Here is a 19026-nt window from a genome sequence, read left to right as displayed (position 1 = left end):
TTTCTAATAAAACAAAAAATGCCGCAGCGAATATGCTGTGGCATTTCTTGTTTATATGGCTGTTTACTTTCTTCTGATTGTCAGTTCGATAGCCTCCGGATGCTGCCGTGCAAACGACTTCACATCATCTACCACCAGCACGAGATAGCCGCCGCCACCAGCTCCCGGCATCTTCCAGGCATGAACCTCAGGAAGGACGGAATACTCATCAATGAAGCCCTGTACGCAGCCCTGAATCATGGCTGGGAACATGGCTACCTGAGCATCGAAGGATGCCTGGAAGGCAGATGCAAAGGCTGCAAAATCCATTGCGAGGATAGCATTCCAGCAGTCATCGGCAGCCTTGGCAAGGTTCTTCACCTTTGGCTCGGTAATGTCCTTGCCCTCTACCACAGAACAGCCCGGACGGCGTGGCTCCATCGGAATCATGCAGACATGGCTCTCCAACCACGAGAGAACCTTCTCATCCAGACAGGTTTCAAACTTATCCGGCCAGAAACGGTTATCATAATAATGTCTCACCAGTCCCGGCATGCAGATACCGATGGCATCCTGCGCACCACTCACGATACCGTCGCTGCGCTCAGGATCGTTCTCGAAACAGAACACCAGTTTGGCAAGAATCTCTGGATTCATGTCAGGCAACTTCACCGGCCATATCTTCTTGATCATGTTGCGGGTTGAAGTAGAAAGACCGCAGCGCTCACGCACTTCGAAGGTAGGGAGGAGCGACATGGTGATAGCCCAGCCCGGAGCATGGCAGCTTACGTATGGCTGGTCTATCCAGGTACCAGCCAGGTCGAGACGGGTAGGAAGCTGACAGGTAGAATCCTTGATATCCGTGCTCGAACGGGCGGTGAGGCCATCAGCCGGAGTGCGCTGGAGCACCACATACTCGATGCCCCGCTCCTGGCAGAACTGGCGCTTGGCTTCGCTGCTGCCATCCGCATTCACCACAAAGATGTCAGGCTTCACGATGTCGATGGTAGGAACAAAGTCCATAATGCCATCACCAGCATTGATATAGGCATCCTTTACATATTTAATAGACTTCACCATAAAGAGGCGCTCCTGCTCGGGATAGAACGTCTTATGATGCTTGTAGCCGAGAATCGTCTGGTCGGATCCGATACCTACGTAGAGGTCACCGTACTGAGACGCCTGGCGGAAAAACTCAACGTGGCCGCTATGCAACAGGTCATAACAACCACTTACAAAAACTTTCTTCATAATTTTAAGCTACTTTTCTTGTCCAGGACAAATTATCAGATAAAAGATAGATTTGCCATATTTTGTTTGCAAAACTACAATAAATATTCAAAACCAGCAAGAAAAAACTGCACAAATATTACGTTTTGCGCACAATATATAGTAATTTGTGCATTTTTTCTTCGAAATATTTGGGTAAAAGACAAAAAAATGGTACTTTTGCCGACGTGTTTGCTCCCAAATCAAGGATTTGAGCTCCGAACACTAACAACTTAAGAGAATTATAACAATAACCATTTTTAAATATGAGTTTGAAAATCGTTGTACTTGCCAAGCAAGTACCTGACACAAGAAATGTGGGTAAGGATGCGATGACAGCCGAGGGCACCGTGAACCGTGCAGCCCTTCCTGCTATCTTCAATCCAGAAGATTTGAACGCGCTGGAGCAGGCTCTCCGTCTGAAGGAGCAGAATCCAGGTTCTACAGTTGGAATTTTGACCATGGGTCCTCCACGTGCTGGAGAAATCATCCGCCAGGGTCTTTATCGTGGTGCAGATACGGGTTGGTTGCTCACCGACCGCCTCTTTGCCGGTGCTGATACACTGGCTACTTCCTATGCCCTTGCTACCGGAATCCAGAAGATCGGTGACGTGGATATCGTAATCGGCGGTCGCCAGGCTATCGATGGTGATACTGCGCAGGTAGGTCCTCAGGTGGCTCAGAAACTGGAATTGAACCAGGTAACCTACGCAGAGGAAATCCTCAAGGTAGAAGACGGCAAGGCTACTATCCGCCGCCTCATCGATGGTGGTGTTGAGACCGTAGAGGCTCCATTGCCACTGGTAATTACCGTAAACGGAAGTGCTGCTCCATGTCGCCCATGCAACGTGAAGCTCGTAATGAAATATAAATACGCTACCTGCCCTATGGAGCGCAAGGGTGATGAGCCTTGGGCCAACCTCTATGAGGAGCGCCCTTACCTCACCCTGAACCAGTGGAGCGTTGCTGATGTGGATGGCGACCCTGCACAGTGCGGTTTGAGCGGTTCACCTACCAAGGTGAAGGCCGTGAAGAACATCGTGTTCCAGGCAAAGGAGAGCAAGACCTTGACCAGCAGCGATGAGGACATCGACGGACTGATGAAGGAATTGTTGGACGAAAGTATTATCGGATAATCATCGAAGGATGATTCAGATTCCGATTCATTAAAAAATGCTTTATTAGAAAAGACAATGAACAACGTATTTGTATATTGCGAGGTAGAAGGCACAACCGTTGCCGAAGTATCTCAGGAATTGCTCACCAAGGGTCGTAAGCTCGCTAACCAGCAGGGCGTGGAACTCCATGCCATCGTGGCTGGTACCGGCATCAAGGGTCAGGTAGAGGATCAGATTCTCCCTTATGGTGTAGATAAATTATTTGTTTTCGATGCTGAGGGCTTGTTCCCATACACTTCAGCTCCACATACCGACATTCTCGTCAACCTCTTCAAGGAGGAGAAGCCTCAGATTGCATTGATGGGTGCTACCGTTATCGGTCGCGACCTCGGTCCTCGTGTTTCTTCTTCATTGACCAGCGGTCTTACCGCCGACTGTACAGAGCTTGAAATCGGTGATTACGACGACAAGAAGAGCGGCAAGCACTACGAGGGTCTGCTCTATCAGATTCGTCCTGCCTTCGGTGGTAACATCGTGGCTACTATCGTAAACCCAGACCACCGTCCACAGATGGCTACAGTCCGCTCTGGCGTGATGCAGAAGAGCATCTACGAGGGTGAGTGCAAGAAGGAAGTGGTTTATCCAGAGGTAAGCAAGTATGTTCCTGCTGAGGACTTCGTAGTAAAGGTACTCGACCACCACGTAGAGGCTGCCAAGCACAACCTGAAGGGTTCTGCCATCGTTGTAGCCGGTGGTTATGGCGTAGGAAGCAAGGAAGGTTTCGACCAGCTCTTCGAGTTGGCTCATCTCCTCCATGGTGAGGTTGGTGCTTCCCGTGCTGCAGTAGATGCAGGTTGGGTAGATCACGACCGTCAGATTGGTCAGACTGGTGTTACCGTTCATCCTAAGGTATATATCGCCTGCGGAATCTCTGGTCAGATTCAGCACATCGCCGGTATGCAGGATTCAGGCATCATCATCTCTGTAAACAACGACCCAGATGCTCCAATCAACAAGATTGCCGATTACGTTATCAACGGTAATGTAGAGGATGTGGTTCCTAAGCTCATCAAGTACTACAAGCAGAATTCAAAGTAATCTGCATTATACATTATTTAAATAAGAAAAGCAAAATGGCTAATTACTATAGTGATCACCCTGAGATTGAATTTCATCTCAATCACCCATTGATGAAGCGTGTTGTTGACTTGAAGGAGCGCAACTACGCTGAAAAAGACCAGTTTGAAGATGCTCCAGTAAACTACGAGGATGCTATCGAGAACTACAAGCGATTGCTGGATATTACTGGCGATGTAGCTGCTAACATCATCGAACCAAACTCTGAGGATGTTGACCTCGAAGGTCCACACTTGGAAAACGGTCGCATGATTTATGCCAGCAAGACATTCGAGAACCTCGATGCTACCCGCAAGGCTGGCCTCTGGGGCTTGTCAATGCCTCGTCGTTATGGCGGTTTGAACTTGCCTAACGCCATCTTCTCTATGGCTTCTGAGATTATCGCAGCTGCTGATGCAGGTTTCCAGAACATCTGGTCTCTCCAGAGCTGTATCGATACACTCTATGAGTTCGGTTCTGAGGAGCAACGCCAAAAGTACATTCCTCGCATCTGCGCTGGCGAGACCATGAGTATGGACTTGACAGAGCCTGATGCAGGTTCTGACTTGCAGCGCGTGATGTTGAAGGCTACACAGGATGAGGACGGCACATGGCGTCTGAACGGTGTGAAGCGTTTCATCACCAATGGTGACTCAGACATCCACTTGGTTCTGGCTCGTTCTGAGGAAGGAACCAAGGATGGTCGTGGCCTTTCTATGTTCATCTACGACAAGCGTGATGGTGGCGTAACTGTTCGTCACATCGAGCACAAGTTGGGTATTCATGGTTCTCCAACCTGCGAGTTGGTTTATAAGAATGCCAAGGCAGAACTTTGCGGTAACACCCGTCTCGGATTGATTAAGTACGTGATGGCTTTGATGAACGGTGCCCGTCTGGGTATTGCAGCTCAGAGTGTAGGTGTTGAGCAGGAGGCTTACAACGAGGGACTGGCTTATGCCAAGGAGCGTGCTCAGTTTGGAGAGAAGATCATCAACTTCCCTGCTGTATATGACATGCTTTCAAGAATGAAGGCTAAGTTGGATGCAGGTCGTTCACTCCTCTACTGCTGCGCTCGCTACGTAGATATCTACAAGGCTTTGGAAGACATCGCCCGCGACACCAAGCTCACTCCAGAGGAACGTCAGGAGATGAAGAAATATACCCGCTTGGCTGATGCATTTACACCATTGGCTAAGGGTATGAACTCAGAGTATGCCAACCAGAATGCATACGATGCCATCAGCATTCACGGTGGTTCTGGTTTCATCATGGAGTACAAGTGCCAGCGCCTGTTCCGTGATGCCCGCATCTTCTCTATCTACGAGGGAACTACTCAGCTTCAGGTTGTTGCAGCTATCCGCTACATCACCAACGGTACTTATCTCAGCATCATCAAGGAGATGTTGGAGAGCGAGGTATCAGATGACTTGAAGCCATTGAAGGAGCGTGTAGCTAAGCTCGTAGATCTTTACGAGGCAGCCATCAACAAGGTGAAGGAAGCTAACGATCAGGCAATTCACGACTTCCTGGCTCGCCGTCTCTACAATATGACTGGCGACATCGTAATGTCACTCCTCATCCTCGATGATGCTACCAAGGCTCCAGAGATGTTTGCCAAGAGTGCCAATGTTTATGTTCGCATGGCAGAGGAAGAAGTTCTCGGCCATTCAGCATACATCCAGAACTTCAAGGCAGAAGACTTGGAGAGCTTCAAGGCATAAGCTTCAATAACTATATAATAAGAAAGTCCGTGGGAATTTATTTACCCACGGACTTTTTCATTTTATTTTTTCTTCTTTGTATTACTTCTCGCCATCAAGGGGTCAGCTACATACTTTTGCAGTGGATGATTAATCATCTCAGGAATCCAATAGAAGAGCTTGTTTGCTAATCGTAAAGGCTTTATGTACTTATCCTTCATCGGCTTGGCCGCTCTTTGAATTATCAAAGCAAGCTCTTCGTAGCTATAAGGCTTAAAAGCGCATAAATCTACAAGGAGTTGACTAACCTTTTCCCGAGATGCCCACTTTCCTAATTTTGCAACTCGTTCTTGGAGCCCTTTAGGAAGTTCCCTCAGTAATTCGTTACGACTATTCGGTTGGCTTTCGATCTCAAATGTACCATGCTGAGGTGGTATCTTCTCGCCTTGAGGTGGTATCTTTTTGCCCAATGTACCATGCTGAGGTAGTATCTTTTCTCCCAATGTACCATGCTGAGGTAGTAACCTTTCGCACTAAGGTCGTAACCTTTCTCCTAAGGATACCACCTTGGAGGTTCTTATATAATAAGTGTTACGACCTTGCCTTTTTTTTCTCTAGGAATCCAAGATCACAGAGTTTATGAATCTCCAAGCGTACACGGGCATGAGTAATCGAAGAATCCAGCTGGCGATAAGTAGCATTATCTATCGCACCCACTTCTCTCACGAAGACTAGAGCCAACTTCTGCTCATTCATCAAGCCAAACTCGGCATATTGAGCCAACCATTCCATATTCTCCTTGCTGAGAAAATGATGGAGCAGAAGTCTTGCCGTAAACTTATTCGCTTCATGGTTCGACCCTAAAGTTGGTATATAGTTGTACAGTTAAAAGGTATATAGTCGTACAACCAAAAGGTGTATAGTTGTACAACCAAAAGATGTATAGTTGTACAACTAAAAGGTATATAGTCGTACAACTAAAGAGTGTATAGTCGTACAACTAAAGGGTGTATAGTCGTACAACTAAAGGGTGTATAGTCGTACAACTAAAGAGGGTTGTCACTAGGCTCAGCTCACTGTAGTCAGAAGGTTCTAGAAACAGACTCCTTATACTTCTATTCCAGGTCACTGAATCTGATCAAACGCTTCCCATTGCTTGAATAGGGATTCCCCCTTCTACTTTAGGGAATCCTTCTCGTTTCCTTTCGGAAGAAAGTAGTACTTTTGCAGGCGTAAACAAGATAATGACCGAGCACTCTTTTTAAAAGGGGCTCAAGATAATAACTTTCAAAAACAGTACCGCTTATGAAAAGAAATGAAGTAATGGCACTCATCGCCACAACCATATTGATGTTTGCCGTATGCCTCTCGGCTTCGGCTAAGGGGAAAAGAAACGTGGAGCGGGGAATGACCAAGCAGGAAGTAATAGCCATTCTCGGAGAACCTAAGCTCACCAGTTTCGACATGTATGGGGACAAATGGGAATATGCTAAATATAATAATCTGTTTGGAGATTCCAAATACATCACGGTCTTCTTCGACAGAAACGGAAAGGTTGTGCAGTACGATACAAGAATCATAGAACCAAACAGCCAAACATCAAATGTACAGCAACCACAACACCCTACCCCACCCATCTACGATGGAAGATGTGATCCCGATGGCAGAATGGATTATAGCTACAGCCTCGATGATGCTTCCTTCTCCAAACTATATAATAAGGTGAAGAAAGCAAGCTTCGATGACAACAAGTTCGACCTGATAGAAGTGGCTAGCCTCGGCTGCTATTATTCCTGCGCCCAGGTGGTCCGCATCATGAAGATATTTCCTTTCGACGACGAACAGCTGAAAGCGCTCAAAATGATGGCGCCACATATCGTGGATCTTCAGAATACAGGCCTCATCTATAAAGTATTCAGCTTTGACAGCGAAAAGGATAAGGCTGAGGAAATCATCAGAAATAGCAGATAACCACAGAATCAAAGAGGGGGGGGGTGACAAGACCATGATATAAAATTTCGGGGGAATCGGATATTTCACCTTATTTTTTTTCGGGGGAATCGGATATTTCGCCCTAAAAAAAAACAGGGGAATCGGATTTTCTTCATTTATCTCTCTCATTTTCAGATATTTTTTCGTATCTTTGCACTGAAATAAAGAAAAGTAATATGGAACGAAGAATATTTAAACGCAAAATATACGACAAGATTCTCAAATGGAAAGAAGAGAATCATGGCAAGACAGCCCTTCTGATAGAAGGCGCTCACCGTGTGGGAAAATCAACAATTGTTGAAGAATTTGCCCGCAAGGAATACCAGTCATGCATTATCATCGACTTCAACAAAGCAAGAAAAGAGGTGAAAGAACTATTTGAAGACTTGATGGACCTAGACTTACTCTTCCTCAAATTACAGCAAATGTATCATATGGAATTAATTGACAGAAATTCTGTTATCATCTTTGATGAAGTACAACAATGCCCACTTGCACGACAAGCCATTAAGTATCTTGTGCAAGATGGTCGTTACGACTATATTGAGACAGGCTCACTGATTAGCGTGAAAAAGAACACCAAGGACATTACCATTCCAAGCGAAGAAGACAGAATAGAAATGTATCCCTTGGATTATGAGGAGTTCAGATGGGCTATCGGCGACAAAACCTCTATAAATATTCTAGCTAAGTTTTGGGAAAAGAAGCTTTCTTTGGAAGGTGCTCACCGAGAAGCTATCAAAAACTTACGCCTCTATATGTTAGTTGGTGGAATGCCACAAGCCATCAATACCTATCTAGACACCAACAATCTGAGTAAGGTAGATGAAACGAAGCGTAAAATCATCAAACTCTACGAGGATGATTTACTAAAGATAGACCCTTCAGGGCGAGCATCCAAAATGTTCTTATCCATACCAGCAGCACTCAGTCGTAACGCATCACGCTACGTTCCTTCTTCTATAATCGGCGAAACAAACGAGGGAAAAATGATAGAACTGCTCAAAACATTGGAAGACAGTAAGATTATCAATATGGCATATCACGTAGATGATCCTAACGTTGGAATGCCGTTGAGCACAAACTTTGATAAGTTCAAAATGTTTGTTGCAGACACAGGTTTGTTTATTACCCTTGCATTCTGGGACAAGTCTTATACTGAAAATATTATCTACACAAAGCTGCTAACCGACAAGTTAGCAGCCAACTTGGGATACGTATATGAGAATCTTGCAGCTCAAATGCTTACAGCTTCGGGGAACAGGCTTTTTTACCACACATGGAAAAAGGACGAAAAGCATTACTATGAGATAGATTTTCTCATATCACATGGCAATAAGCTATGTCCAATCGAAGTAAAATCTTCCAGTCACAAGACTCACGCCTCACTCGATAATTTCTGTGAGAAATATTCGAAGGTTGTAGCGCAACGCTATTTGATCTACAATAAGGATTTACAAAAAGATGGAAACACATTGTTGATACCTTTCTATATGATACCATTCATCTAAGAAAATAAAGTCCGTGGGCATTCTTTTGCTCACGGACTTTATTATCAATTAAGAGAATTACAACCGTGAAATCCACGAGCTACTTTTTTATGCCAAATCATGCATATTGTTTAGTCGATTTTACAAAATAATCATATTTCTGTAAAATCGACTAAACAATTGAGGTAATACCCGTATGAAAATGCTTTGCCCCCTCCCTTTCCATTTTTTTACAAAAATCACAAGGATTGTTAAAATTGAAACTTTATGCTAAACTTTTCCGTCTAAATGCAATCAGATTAATATCTTTCTGAAATAAATAAAACGGGATAAAAAGAAAATAGAAGAAGATTATGAACGGAAAAGTAAAAAACGCAATGGCTGCGCTGCTTCTTGTGGCGGCACCATTGGCTACGCAGGCAAAACAATGGTCGCTGAAAGACTGTATCGACTATGCGCTTGCCAACAACATCGCTCTTCAGAAGACGCAACTCACCAAGGCAAGCGCCCAAGAAGATTATCTGCAGTCGAAAGCTGCTCTGCTTCCGTCGCTCAGCGCCAGCACCAACCAAAGCGTGAACTATACTCCTTGGGTGGCTAGCGGTATCAGCGGTGATGGTTTCTCAAGAGCCAGCATCGACAAGGTGTATTACAACGGAAACTACTCCGTGATGGGTAACTATACCATCTGGAATGGAAACAAGAACCATAATCAGGTAAAGCTGAACCAACTCTCTGCCGAGGCTGCACAGCTCGATTCGGCTACCCAGGCCATCAAGCTGCAGGAACAGATTGCGCAGCTCTACGTGCAGATTCTCTACTCTACAGAGGCTATCCAGGTGAACAAGGAGAGCTATCTCTCGAGCCAGCAGAACGAAGAACGTGGCAAGGAGATGGTGAAGATAGGTAAGATGAGTCAGGCTGACCTGGCACAGCTCACCGCTCAGCGGGCTCAGGATGAATTCAACATCGTACAGGCTGAAAGCAATGTGAAGAACTATAAGCGACAGTTGAAGGAACTGCTTCAGATTACAAGCGATGAAGCTTTTGACATCGAGATTCCGAATACCACCGATGAGATGGCTCTCGTGGCTGTTCCGGCAATGAACGGAGTCTATGCTGCGGCTCTCGACAACCGTCCGGAGTTCAAGACCATCAAGAATCAGTTGGCTCAGAACGACTTGAACATCAAGATTGCAAAGGCGGGCAAGCTGCCTACCATCAGCGCCAACGGAGGTATCTCTACCAGCAATACTTCCATGAACAGCAATGGTCTTGCCAAGCAGTTGAAGACCAACTTCAGCGTTGGAGGCGGCGTAGGAGTGAGCATCCCTCTCTTTGAAAACCGAACCACCAAGACTCAGGTGAACAAGGCTTTGATTCAGCGCGAAAGCATCCAGCTCGACCTGAAGAACCAGCAGACCCAGCTCTACTCTACCATTGAGAACTACTGGTTGCAGGCTACCACCAACCAGAGCCAGTTTAAGGCGGCAAAGGTTAGCAGCGAGAGTGCCCAGACCAGTTACAATCTGCTGAGCGAGCAGTTTAAGCTGGGATTGAAGAATATCGTTGAGCTAAGAACAGGAAAGGATAACCTGCTCAAAGCGAAGCAGAACGAGCTCCAGGCCAAATACCTCGCCATCCTCAACATCAATATGTTGAAATTCTATAAGGAAGGACATATTTAAGGAGTTAAGTTCTATAAGGAGGAACATATTTAAGGAGTAAAGGAGTTAACTTTCGCATGGGGTTCAAGAACGGGCTGAAGGCCCAAAAGCTCCTAGTCCAGGGCATCGCCCTGGGTATAACGGCAACCTACAATGCGCCCTGTAAGGACAAAAGCTTTGTAAATTGCCTGGTACTTGAAAGCTTTTGCCCTTACAGGGCGACAGGTTTGCGTCCATAAAAACCCAGGGCGTTGCCCTGGGCTAGCAGCTTCTGCCCTTTCAGGGCGTATGGAGTTTACTTGCGGAACTTGAGTAAAATAGGAATAAGCTTGAGATAAAACAGATAGAAAAAAAGAAGAATGAATACAGAAATATTATCAGCAGATAAAGACCCGATGGGCGCAGCCATTCTCGACTTCCAAAAGCAGGGGAAGGCGGCCCGACTGAGAGTGCTCTCTTCGATGTTCGAGGAAGACGAAATGCCAGTGAAACATCTGTTCAGAAGCACCCGGGAAATGCCGGTGCTGGAACAGAAGGCCTTGCAGCTAGCCAAGGGACGGGTGCTGGATATTGGAGCCGGCAGCGGTTGCCATACGCTCGCCCTGCAAGAGAAGGGCTTTACGGTGAAGGCGATAGATATTTCGCCCTTGAGTTGCGAAGCAATGAAGTTGAGAGGAGTGAAGGATGCGGAATGCATCAATCTCTTCGACCCACATCTGAGCAGTGGAAATCATTCCGGAGAGATTCAGGAGAATCATTCCGGAGAAAATCAGGAGCAGTTTGAAGGCGGTTTCGATACGATTCTCCTTCTGATGAACGGAACGGGAATTGCCGGAAAGATAGAGCATCTCCCTGACCTCTTCCAGCGCTTGAAGGCGTTGCTGAATCCGGGCGGTCAGATTCTCATCGATTCCTCCGACCTGAAATACATCTATGAGAATGAGGATGGAAGTTTCGACATCAATCTGAATGGAGCCTATTACGGAGAAGTAGATTATCAGATGATCTACAAGGATGTAAAGGGAGACCGCTTCGACTGGCTCTACGTGGATTTCCCATTACTGAAATCCATCGCCGAAACCTGCTGCCTACATAGTGAACTCGTGGCAGAAGGCGAACACTACGACTATCTGGCGAGGATCTTCCAAGCATAATAAAGACGATAAGATTTTACAGTATATAAAGAAAAAAGGAGTTAAGATGATGGTCTTAACTCCTTTTTTCTTTATATTTTATCATAGATACTTATCGTAGGATTTCTATTTTATCGCAGAAATCGTGACATCCGAGAAATCGTTCATCAGGTCAAGAATCTCCAGGGTATGGAAATCCTTCTTCGCCTTCACTTCGATATTCGCCTCCAGGAATTCCTCCTTGGATAACCGGCGCTCTTTCAGTTCGTAGGAATGCACCTCCATTCCCTTCTGCTTGATTTGACTGATGAATTTCTTCACGCTCTCACGAGACGGGGCAGAGAAATTCAGCTCAACGGTAGTGGTTCCCAATGGCGGAATCCAATAGTTCAGCACCTCCAGTCCCAGCAGCACCATCACCGTGGTAAGAGCCGCCGCAACATACATTCCCGTACCGCACGCCAATCCGATGGCCGCCGTCACCCACAAGCCAGCCGCCGTAGTAAGACCACGCACCACATTCTTCTGGAAAATGATGGTACCGGCGCCCAGGAATCCGATGCCCGAAACCACCTGCGCCGCCACACGCGAGGAATCTTTCAGATCCACTCCAAATCCATACTGCGAAACCACACAGAAAAGCGCACTTCCCAATGCCACCAGGAAGTGGGTGCGGAAACCAGCCTCCTTGGCACGGTATTCTCGCTCAATGCCTATCGCACCTCCCAAAAGCAGGGCAAGAGAAAGGCGAATGGTCAAGTCAATATAAGTTGCATCCATATTATTGTCCTTTCTTTAATTAATCAACAAAAAAATCATTTAATTGCAAATATACAACTTTTCTTGGAAAGAAAGGCAAGAATTTCAAAAAAATAATGTATCTTTGCAACTGTTAGTGCCAATTTCGGCAATTTACTCTATTTATTCACAAATACACATTATTTAATAATATATATGGCAACAGTTGACGACAAGAAGATCATCTTCTCAATGGTGGGTGTATCCAAGATTATCCCACAAAACCAGAAGCAGATTCTGAAGAACATCTACCTATCGTTCTTCTACGGAGCAAAAATCGGTATCATCGGTTTGAACGGTGCCGGTAAATCTACGTTGATGAAAATCATCGCAGGGCTTGAGCAACCTACCCAGGGTGAGGTGGTTTGGAGCCCAGGCTACTCTGTGGGCTACTTGCCTCAGGATCCTCCGCTTGACGAGAACAAGACCGTGAAGGAAAACGTGATGGAGGGTGTGCAGAAAATCTATGATGCACTCGCAGAATATGAGGACATCAACAATAAGTTCGGTCTCGAAGAATATTACGGAGACCCTGATAAGATGGACAAGCTGATGCAGCGCCAGGCTGAGGTGCAGGATATCATTGATGCTACCGATGCCTGGAACATCGACTCCAAGCTGGAGCGTGCGATGGCTGCCCTGCATTGTCCTCCTGGTGATTGGCCTGTTACCAATCTCTCGGGTGGTGAGCGCCGCCGTGTGGCTCTCTGCCGCCTGCTCCTGCAGAAGCCGGATGTACTCCTGCTCGATGAGCCTACCAACCACCTGGATGCTGAGAGCATCGACTGGCTGGAGCAGCACCTGCAGCAGTATGAGGGTACCGTCATCGCCGTAACCCACGACCGCTACTTCCTCGACGACGTGAGCGAGTGGATTCTGGAGTTGGACCGTGGCGAGGGTATTCCATGGAAGGGCAACTACTCTTCTTGGCTCGACCAGAAGACCAAGCGAATGATTCAGGAGGAGAAGACTGCCTCTAAGCGCCGCAAGACATTGGAGCGCGAGTTGGAATGGGTTCGCATGGCACCTAAGGCCCGTCAGGCTAAGGGTAAGGCTCGTCTGAACTCTTACGAGCAGATGCTCAACCAGGAGCAGAAGGAGCGCGAGGAGAAGCTGGAAATCTTCATCCCTAACGGTCCTCGTCTGGGCAACAAGGTGATTGAGGCTCAGCATGTAAAGAAGGCATTCGGCGAGAAGGTTCTCTTCAACGACCTCAACTTCATGCTTCCTCCTAACGGCATCGTAGGTGTGATTGGTCCTAACGGAGCCGGCAAGACTACCCTCTTCCGCCTCATCATGGGCTTGGATCAGGCAGATGGCGGTACATTCGAGGTGGGTGAGACCGTGAAGCTGGCTTATGTTGACCAGCAGCACAAGGACATCGACCCTCAGAAGACAGTTTACGAGGTGATTTCTCAGGGCAACGAGACCTTGCGTCTGGGGGGCAGAGATGTGAATGCACGTGCTTACATCAGCCGTTTCAATTTCTCGGGCACCGACCAGAGCAAGCTCTGCAGTGTTCTCTCGGGTGGTGAGCGCAACCGTCTGCAGTTGGCCTTGGCATTGAAGCAGGAGGGTAATGTATTGCTTCTCGATGAGCCTACCAACGATATCGACGTGAACACGCTGCGTGCCTTGGAGGAAGGTTTGGAAGCATTTGCCGGCTGTGCAGTGGTTATCAGCCACGACCGCTGGTTCCTCGACCGTATCTGTACCCATATCCTTGCCTTCGAGGGCAATGGTGAGGTCTTTTTCTTCGAGGGCAGCTATTCTGAGTATGAAATCAACAAGGCCCGCCGCCTGGGCGATACAGAGATCAAGAAGGGTCGCTATCGCAAGTTGATGGAGGAATAAAGATTCGAAAAAGATAAAGAAGGACTTGGAAACGATAAGAATAATCGTTTCGGAAACAATAAAAACAAAAGAGAGGGTGTGTCATAAGTACAAGACGCACCCTCTTTTTTTTGTTTCAAAGAGTACAATTATCCCAAACTACTCAGCGTTCCTGCCTTAGGAACATTTATCGTTATCTGCTGGGTTATCAAACCACTGTCATCAGCAAGCACTGATGACACACAAAACAAGGGAAGCGCCGAAACGACACTTCCCCATGGATTGGATGAGTTATATAATCATCTGTCTCGCGACATCTTATTCTGCGTATGCTGTCTTGTAGGCAGAGTCAAAGAACATAGCGCAAGAACCTACACCAGTCTCATACTCATGCAGCTTCTGACCAGTGCTGTCATACTCCACTACATAGCCGTTACCATTATAGTCGGCATAGCCATTATCGCCCAATCTATAAGAGAGCACGAAGATATGACCGTTCAATGGGTCGGCGAAGATACCGCATGGGCTCACAGGCATCTCTGAGAGTGTCATCGTCTGTGCTTGCGTACTTCCTGCTGCGAGCACACTCACGCTAGGAGTGCCGCCAAAAGGTGCATTGAGCACAAAGAAATAAGGACGAACCTCCTTCACACTCGTACGTGCTGTTGTTGTAGCACCAGGGGTTACGCATGCAGCATAGTTGCCATCTGCCACCTTCTGTGACTTGCCCTCGGCGAAACTCACTGCACGTAGGGCATTCTCGCCATAAGCATTATAAGAAGCATCATAATACTGGTTGTCGAGAACATACAAAACATTAGATGCATAATAGATGCTGGTAGGATTGTTCACGCCCTCGATATTCTTAGTCTCTACATTGTCGTTGGCAAGATTGATGCAAGAGATATTGCCGCCGCCCTTACCATAGTTGCTGTTGGCTACATAGATATTGCCATGGGCGATGACCAAGCCCTCAGGATAGCTGCCCACCTGCCACTTCTTCTGAAGAGCAAAGCTTGTGGTGTCCACGGCTGCTACATAGCCACCGAATGTGGTGAAATATACCTTGCCACCATCTGCGATGATATGGCGAGGCTCAGCACCCTCGGCATTGCCCAGCAGGTCTGTGGTCTTGATTTGCTTGATGCTCTGCTTGGTTTTCTTGTCGATTACCTCGATGGTGTTGCTCTGATCTACGGCGAGATAAATCTTGTTGCCATATACGATGCCGTCATTGGCAGTATTACCGAGCGAACGACCGTTAGCAGTCTTGAATACGTTCTGTGTGGCTGTGCTTGAAGCATAGTCGATAGCGGTGAGAGAGCTCTCAATATTGCTATACATGTTACCTGAATTCACAACATAAGCGCCCGTACTATACACCTGGAGATAAGTCTCAGGACCATCGTTGTCGTCGCTACATGATGTCATCACTGCAGTACCCATCAAGAGCACCGCCAAACCTAATAAATACTTTTTCATTTTCTTTTTTCTGTTTATATTTGAATCTAATTTGTTACTATCTAGAAGTTATACCCGATGCTTAACATCCAGCTGCAGCGAGGCATCGGATAATGCCCTACGAGTTCATACTGCTCCGACAGCAGGTTCTTCACATCCATCCTGACCTTCACACCTCTCAGGGATTTCCCCAAAAGACTCAGTCCGTCCAGCTGACGATAGAGCGTCAGCCCCATGTCCCAGTAACCATCCACTTCGGTGCCGTCATAGTGCTCGTTGTTGGCCCATCGCTTGCTCATTCCCTGTCCATGGAGCGAGACATTCACCCAGGGATTCTCCCACCCCAAGGCAATACTGCCCGAGTGCAGAGGGATGTAGGCTACTTGATTGCCATAATATCTGGACGAGCGGTCGGTATGGTTCACCACGTGCTGGTAGCTATACGACCCTTGCAGCGAGAGTTGCTGCCCCGGAGCCATCTGCCAGAAACCACGCAAAGAGGCATCCACGCCAACTACATCAACCCGTGCCAAGTTCACAGTACGCCAAACGAACATATTGTAAGGAACGCCCACAATCTTGTCGGTCACCCGATTGCAATAGCCGTCCAGCGTTGCTTGAATATTCCATCCCTTATAACGTAGGGATTCGCCATTCCCCCCATCTCCTGAAGAAGTTTTTTTCCACGTAAGCCCGATATTCAACTGTCGGGTTTTCTCAGGCTTCAGATCAGAACTTCCATAATGGAAGAAATAGTTCTCGTTGAAAGTAGGAACCCGGAAGATGTCCTTGTACGAAGCCCTGAGATAAAGTTCATCGCTGGCTGTACCATTCCCCAGGAGCCGATAGGAAAGCGAAAGCGATGGCGAAAGCCGGCGTGCATCCTTGGCTGCCTGTCCTGCCTTGGCAGGATTGGCGCTGCCTGGCTGAGTCTCTATCTTGCGCCCCACGCTGTTGAGGTAAACCGAAGCCAGCATCCTGGCAAGAGCCACCCATCTTCCCTTCGCATATCGAACGGAGAGCGACTGCAGGATGCCATGTCGATAAGGTCGCAGGTCGGTGGCGAGGGTGCTGTTGAGCGAGTTCATCATCCAGTCGGCAGAGTAATCCACCGCCCAGCCATCATCCGGCATCCACATCAGTGCTGCCGAAGTATAATATTCCCTCTGCCAGTAGGTAGCATCATTGCGCCGATTTGCCACGAGCGTGTCCTGATAGGCAGAACTCGCCCAGTTCATCTTGGCTTGCACCTTCAGCATCCAACGGTCATCAAGACTTCTGGCTTGCCATCTCGCCTGAGCAAAGGCGTTGCGGTCGTGCAACTGTTCGGCTGTTACATCGGTATAAAATCTCACGATGCCTGGCAACTGTCGGTCGTTGTCATAATAGTAAAGCTTTGCCCACAATTGGCTCCGGCTCATGCCATCGGATCGTCTGCCCATCATCCAGTGCATATTCAGTTCGCCATGCCCCGAGTTCATCCGGCTGTTGGTTCTTCGCTCATGGGTAGTATATTTACCATTGTGCAAGATGAAAGGATAGTTGTTTTCGGCATAGGTGTACTCACCCATCGCCTGGAGGGTGAACCTATCAGACAATCTCTGCACATAGCGCAGATAAGGCGAGACATATCCGAAGGACCCCACCTGCAACTGAGTAGAGAGGTGAGGCTGCTGGTCGATGGGAATCTCGCTCATGGTCTCGATGGCAAGTAAAGCTGCCACCGAGGCTTGCCGGGCCGAAATGAAAATGTCGTCGTTGTCACCAATGGTGAGTCGCAATGTCTGCACTTGGTCGAGCGAATAACGGGACACATCTATTTCGCCGCCCTGACATTCGCTGAGCAGCACACCATCGTAACTCACTCCCGTATGTCCCGCTCCGAATCCACGCACAGCTACCGTCTTCATTCCTCCTGCCCCACCATAGTCGCGCAGGTTGATGCCTGGCATGCGGTGCAAAGCGTCGGCCATGTCCGTAACGCCAAGCCTTAACATATCCCCCTTGTCCAAAAGCTGGAGAGGCGACGTGCTCGTAAGTATCCGGTACTGCCGAGCATTCACTTTTACTTCCTGCAAGTGCTCGGTACGAATGGTATCTTGCCCCATACCCACTTGTGCATACAACAGTAGCAAGCCACCGAGACAAAATATCCTCAATGCCTTCATTCATTCTATTTTTTATATTATTATCTGTGTCTCCATCACGAACCCATCCCACGGGGTTGGATAGAATCATCGGAATCTCTTATCCTAAAGACACTCTTTCATCATATTGTTTCCGATGGCAACGGCAGGTCTTCTGACTTGCGTCCTCCCCGCATCTCACTCTATGTAAACATAAAAAGATGCAAAACTCATGGCAAGCGGTCTTCCCGAAAAAATGTCAGTGACCATGGAGCTTGCCGCAATAAGACGCTTACAGCAGCGGGACTGTCCGGGCTTCTCACCCGATTCCCTTTTAATCACTACGCACTCATCCTGCCTGAGGCGGCAGAAGGTGGCAGCGAACCAATTGCGGATGCAAAGTTACTATAAAAAAATGAATAAAAAGATAACTTTATCCGCTTTTTTATTCCAGCAAGGATAAAATTATCTTTTTATTCAGAGTTCAGTTTATTCTTTTACGATTTCCAGAAGTTCTGCGAAATCATCGATGATCCATTCGGCAGAGGCGAGCTGTTGGCGGGTTCCGTTGCCATAAGTCACGGCACAGGCCTTGCAGCCGGCATGATGCGCCATATCTACATCGAAGGTCATATCGCCCACTACAAGGGTTTCATCTGCCGTTCTCTTCATCTCCTTCAATGCCTTGAAGACCATATCGGGTGCCGGCTTCGCATGCTCCACATCATCGCCTGCCACGATAGAAGAGAAAATATCTTCCAGCTGCATCTGCTTCACGTATCCATCCAGCGAGCAATGGTTTCGACTGCTGGCCATACCCAGAACATAGCCCTGACGGTGCAACGCTCTCAGGGTTTCTATTACGTGAGGGAAGGGCTGCACGCTCATTGTCTTCTTGTTATCCAGGAAAATCTCGCGATAGGTTGCCGCACATTCCATTCCCTCCTCATCGCTCATTCCGAAGAGCGAGACGAAAGCCTCATCCAGTCTTAAACCGATGGTCTTGGCACAAGCCTCCTCCGATTTCACCTCCAGTTTTCTTGCACGCATCGTATCCTGCAAGGTCTTCACTATCAAGCTCTGCGAATCTCCGATGGTTCCATCAAAATCAAAAATTATATACTTCATTATTCTTATATTATATTATATTACAGAAGTTTCGCATATGGTTTAAGTACGGGCTAGGAGCTTCTGCCCTTTACCTTTCCCTTCGCCGGTGACCGTTGGTTCAGGGCGTGTGGAGCGAAACTTGAGTTATATTATCTTATAGGGTGTCCAGTTCTATGTTCCAATATTAACTCACTTGTTTGAGTGTTTTGGTTCGTTCTGTCACCCAGTTTTTGG

15 protein-coding genes and 1 riboswitch are annotated in these 19026 nt (G+C 47.4%); of the genes, 8 read left to right on the top strand and 7 right to left on the bottom strand.

Annotated features, from left to right (window positions below; genetic code table 11):
* Positions 1–63: 63 nt before the first annotated feature.
* Entirely contained in the window at positions 64–1230 is a 1167-nt protein-coding gene (locus AAAT87_RS01925) for an FAD synthase family protein (protein WP_349225462.1), read from the bottom strand.
* 284 nt (positions 1231–1514) lie between these two features.
* Here AAAT87_RS01925 and AAAT87_RS01920 point away from each other — a divergent pair, with 284 nt between their 5' ends.
* The 3 genes from AAAT87_RS01920 to AAAT87_RS01910 are packed head-to-tail and all read left to right on the top strand — an operon-like array spanning position 1515 to position 5203.
* Positions 1515–2384: an electron transfer flavoprotein subunit beta/FixA family protein gene (locus AAAT87_RS01920; protein ID WP_349225461.1), complete on the top strand. Its 870-nt coding sequence runs from the start codon at positions 1515–1517 to the stop codon at positions 2382–2384.
* Positions 2385–2441: 57 nt separating this feature from the next.
* On the top strand, positions 2442–3464 hold the full coding sequence (locus tag AAAT87_RS01915; RefSeq protein WP_006847062.1) for an electron transfer flavoprotein subunit alpha/FixB family protein: 1023 nt from the start codon (positions 2442–2444) through the stop codon (positions 3462–3464).
* Positions 3465–3499: 35 nt separating this feature from the next.
* Positions 3500–5203, top strand: a complete 1704-nt coding sequence (locus tag AAAT87_RS01910) for an acyl-CoA dehydrogenase family protein (RefSeq protein WP_295347360.1) — start codon at positions 3500–3502, stop codon at positions 5201–5203.
* 62 nt (positions 5204–5265) lie between these two features.
* Here AAAT87_RS01910 and AAAT87_RS01905 read toward each other — a convergent pair whose 3' ends face one another.
* Positions 5266–5685 carry a hypothetical protein gene (locus tag AAAT87_RS01905; protein ID WP_349225460.1) on the bottom strand — a complete coding sequence of 140 codons (420 nt, stop codon included), beginning with the start codon at positions 5683–5685 and terminating at the stop codon, positions 5266–5268.
* 88 nt (positions 5686–5773) lie between these two features.
* Positions 5774–5974, bottom strand: coding sequence for a hypothetical protein (locus tag AAAT87_RS01900; RefSeq protein WP_349225459.1), 201 nt, complete (start codon positions 5972–5974; stop codon positions 5774–5776).
* 513 nt (positions 5975–6487) lie between these two features.
* Here AAAT87_RS01900 and AAAT87_RS01895 point away from each other — a divergent pair.
* From AAAT87_RS01895 to AAAT87_RS01880, 4 genes are all read left to right on the top strand, one after another.
* Positions 6488–7153: a DUF4476 domain-containing protein gene (locus AAAT87_RS01895; protein WP_349225458.1), complete on the top strand. Its 666-nt coding sequence runs from the start codon at positions 6488–6490 to the stop codon at positions 7151–7153.
* A 197-nt stretch (positions 7154–7350) separates the two neighbouring features.
* Positions 7351–8685, top strand: coding sequence for an ATP-binding protein (locus AAAT87_RS01890; protein WP_349225457.1), 1335 nt, complete (start codon positions 7351–7353; stop codon positions 8683–8685).
* 332 nt (positions 8686–9017) lie between these two features.
* The gene (locus AAAT87_RS01885; RefSeq protein WP_349225456.1) at positions 9018–10352 is read left to right on the top strand and encodes a TolC family protein; all 1335 of its coding nucleotides are present in this window, start codon (positions 9018–9020) and stop codon (positions 10350–10352) included.
* A gap of 338 nt (positions 10353–10690) precedes the next feature.
* Positions 10691–11485 carry a class I SAM-dependent methyltransferase gene (locus AAAT87_RS01880; RefSeq protein ID WP_295024965.1) on the top strand — a complete coding sequence of 265 codons (795 nt, stop codon included), beginning with the start codon at positions 10691–10693 and terminating at the stop codon, positions 11483–11485.
* Positions 11486–11590: 105 nt separating this feature from the next.
* Here AAAT87_RS01880 and AAAT87_RS01875 read toward each other — a convergent pair whose 3' ends face one another.
* Complete coding sequence (locus AAAT87_RS01875; RefSeq protein WP_295024966.1) at positions 11591–12244, bottom strand: MgtC/SapB family protein; 654 nt, start codon at positions 12242–12244, stop codon at positions 11591–11593.
* A gap of 174 nt (positions 12245–12418) precedes the next feature.
* Between AAAT87_RS01875 and ettA the strand changes: the two genes are divergently transcribed.
* Complete coding sequence (ettA, locus tag AAAT87_RS01870) at positions 12419–14116, top strand: energy-dependent translational throttle protein EttA (RefSeq protein WP_006847047.1); 1698 nt, start codon at positions 12419–12421, stop codon at positions 14114–14116.
* A 297-nt stretch (positions 14117–14413) separates the two neighbouring features.
* Here ettA and AAAT87_RS01865 read toward each other — a convergent pair whose 3' ends face one another.
* The 3 genes from AAAT87_RS01865 to AAAT87_RS01855 form a co-directional block, all read right to left on the bottom strand.
* Entirely contained in the window at positions 14414–15577 is a 1164-nt protein-coding gene (locus tag AAAT87_RS01865) for a YncE family protein (RefSeq protein WP_349225455.1), read from the bottom strand.
* Positions 15578–15618: 41 nt separating this feature from the next.
* Positions 15619–17724 (bottom strand): TonB-dependent receptor plug domain-containing protein, encoded by a 2106-nt coding sequence (locus AAAT87_RS01860; protein ID WP_349225454.1) that lies wholly within the window; start codon positions 17722–17724, stop codon positions 15619–15621.
* Positions 17725–17830: 106 nt separating this feature from the next.
* A riboswitch (cobalamin riboswitch) is annotated at positions 17831–18086 on the bottom strand.
* Positions 18087–18171: 85 nt separating this feature from the next.
* A complete protein-coding gene (locus AAAT87_RS01855; RefSeq protein ID WP_349225453.1) occupies positions 18172–18810 on the bottom strand; it encodes an HAD family hydrolase in 639 nt (212 codons plus the stop codon).
* Positions 18811–19026: the final 216 nt, after the last annotated feature.

The organism is Segatella sinensis, assembly GCF_040095255.1.
Lineage (GTDB): Bacteria > Bacteroidota > Bacteroidia > Bacteroidales > Bacteroidaceae > Prevotella > Prevotella sinensis.
This window is presented reverse-complemented; position numbering and strand designations above follow the sequence as displayed.

Bases quoted from the DNA above. Each gene is read 5' to 3' on its own strand.
- AAAT87_RS01910 (WP_295347360.1), top strand. From the start codon at position 3,500: ATGGCTAATTACTATAGTGATCACCCTGAGATTGAATTTCATCTCAAT.
- AAAT87_RS01900 (WP_349225459.1), bottom strand. From the start codon at position 5,974: ATGGAATGGTTGGCTCAATATGCCGAGTTTGGCTTGATGAATGAGCAG.
- AAAT87_RS01855 (WP_349225453.1), bottom strand. From the start codon at position 18,810: ATGAAGTATATAATTTTTGATTTTGATGGAACCATCGGAGATTCGCAG.
- AAAT87_RS01885 (WP_349225456.1), top strand. From the start codon at position 9,018: ATGAACGGAAAAGTAAAAAACGCAATGGCTGCGCTGCTTCTTGTGGCG.
- AAAT87_RS01895 (WP_349225458.1), top strand. From the start codon at position 6,488: ATGAAAAGAAATGAAGTAATGGCACTCATCGCCACAACCATATTGATG.
- AAAT87_RS01915 (WP_006847062.1), top strand. From the start codon at position 2,442: ATGAACAACGTATTTGTATATTGCGAGGTAGAAGGCACAACCGTTGCC.
- AAAT87_RS01880 (WP_295024965.1), top strand. From the start codon at position 10,691: ATGAATACAGAAATATTATCAGCAGATAAAGACCCGATGGGCGCAGCC.
- AAAT87_RS01890 (WP_349225457.1), top strand. From the start codon at position 7,351: ATGGAACGAAGAATATTTAAACGCAAAATATACGACAAGATTCTCAAA.
- AAAT87_RS01860 (WP_349225454.1), bottom strand. From the start codon at position 17,724: ATGAAGGCATTGAGGATATTTTGTCTCGGTGGCTTGCTACTGTTGTAT.
- AAAT87_RS01875 (WP_295024966.1), bottom strand. From the start codon at position 12,244: ATGGATGCAACTTATATTGACTTGACCATTCGCCTTTCTCTTGCCCTG.
- AAAT87_RS01865 (WP_349225455.1), bottom strand. From the start codon at position 15,577: ATGAAAAAGTATTTATTAGGTTTGGCGGTGCTCTTGATGGGTACTGCA.
- AAAT87_RS01925 (WP_349225462.1), bottom strand. From the start codon at position 1,230: ATGAAGAAAGTTTTTGTAAGTGGTTGTTATGACCTGTTGCATAGCGGC.
- ettA (WP_006847047.1), top strand. From the start codon at position 12,419: ATGGCAACAGTTGACGACAAGAAGATCATCTTCTCAATGGTGGGTGTA.
- AAAT87_RS01920 (WP_349225461.1), top strand. From the start codon at position 1,515: ATGAGTTTGAAAATCGTTGTACTTGCCAAGCAAGTACCTGACACAAGA.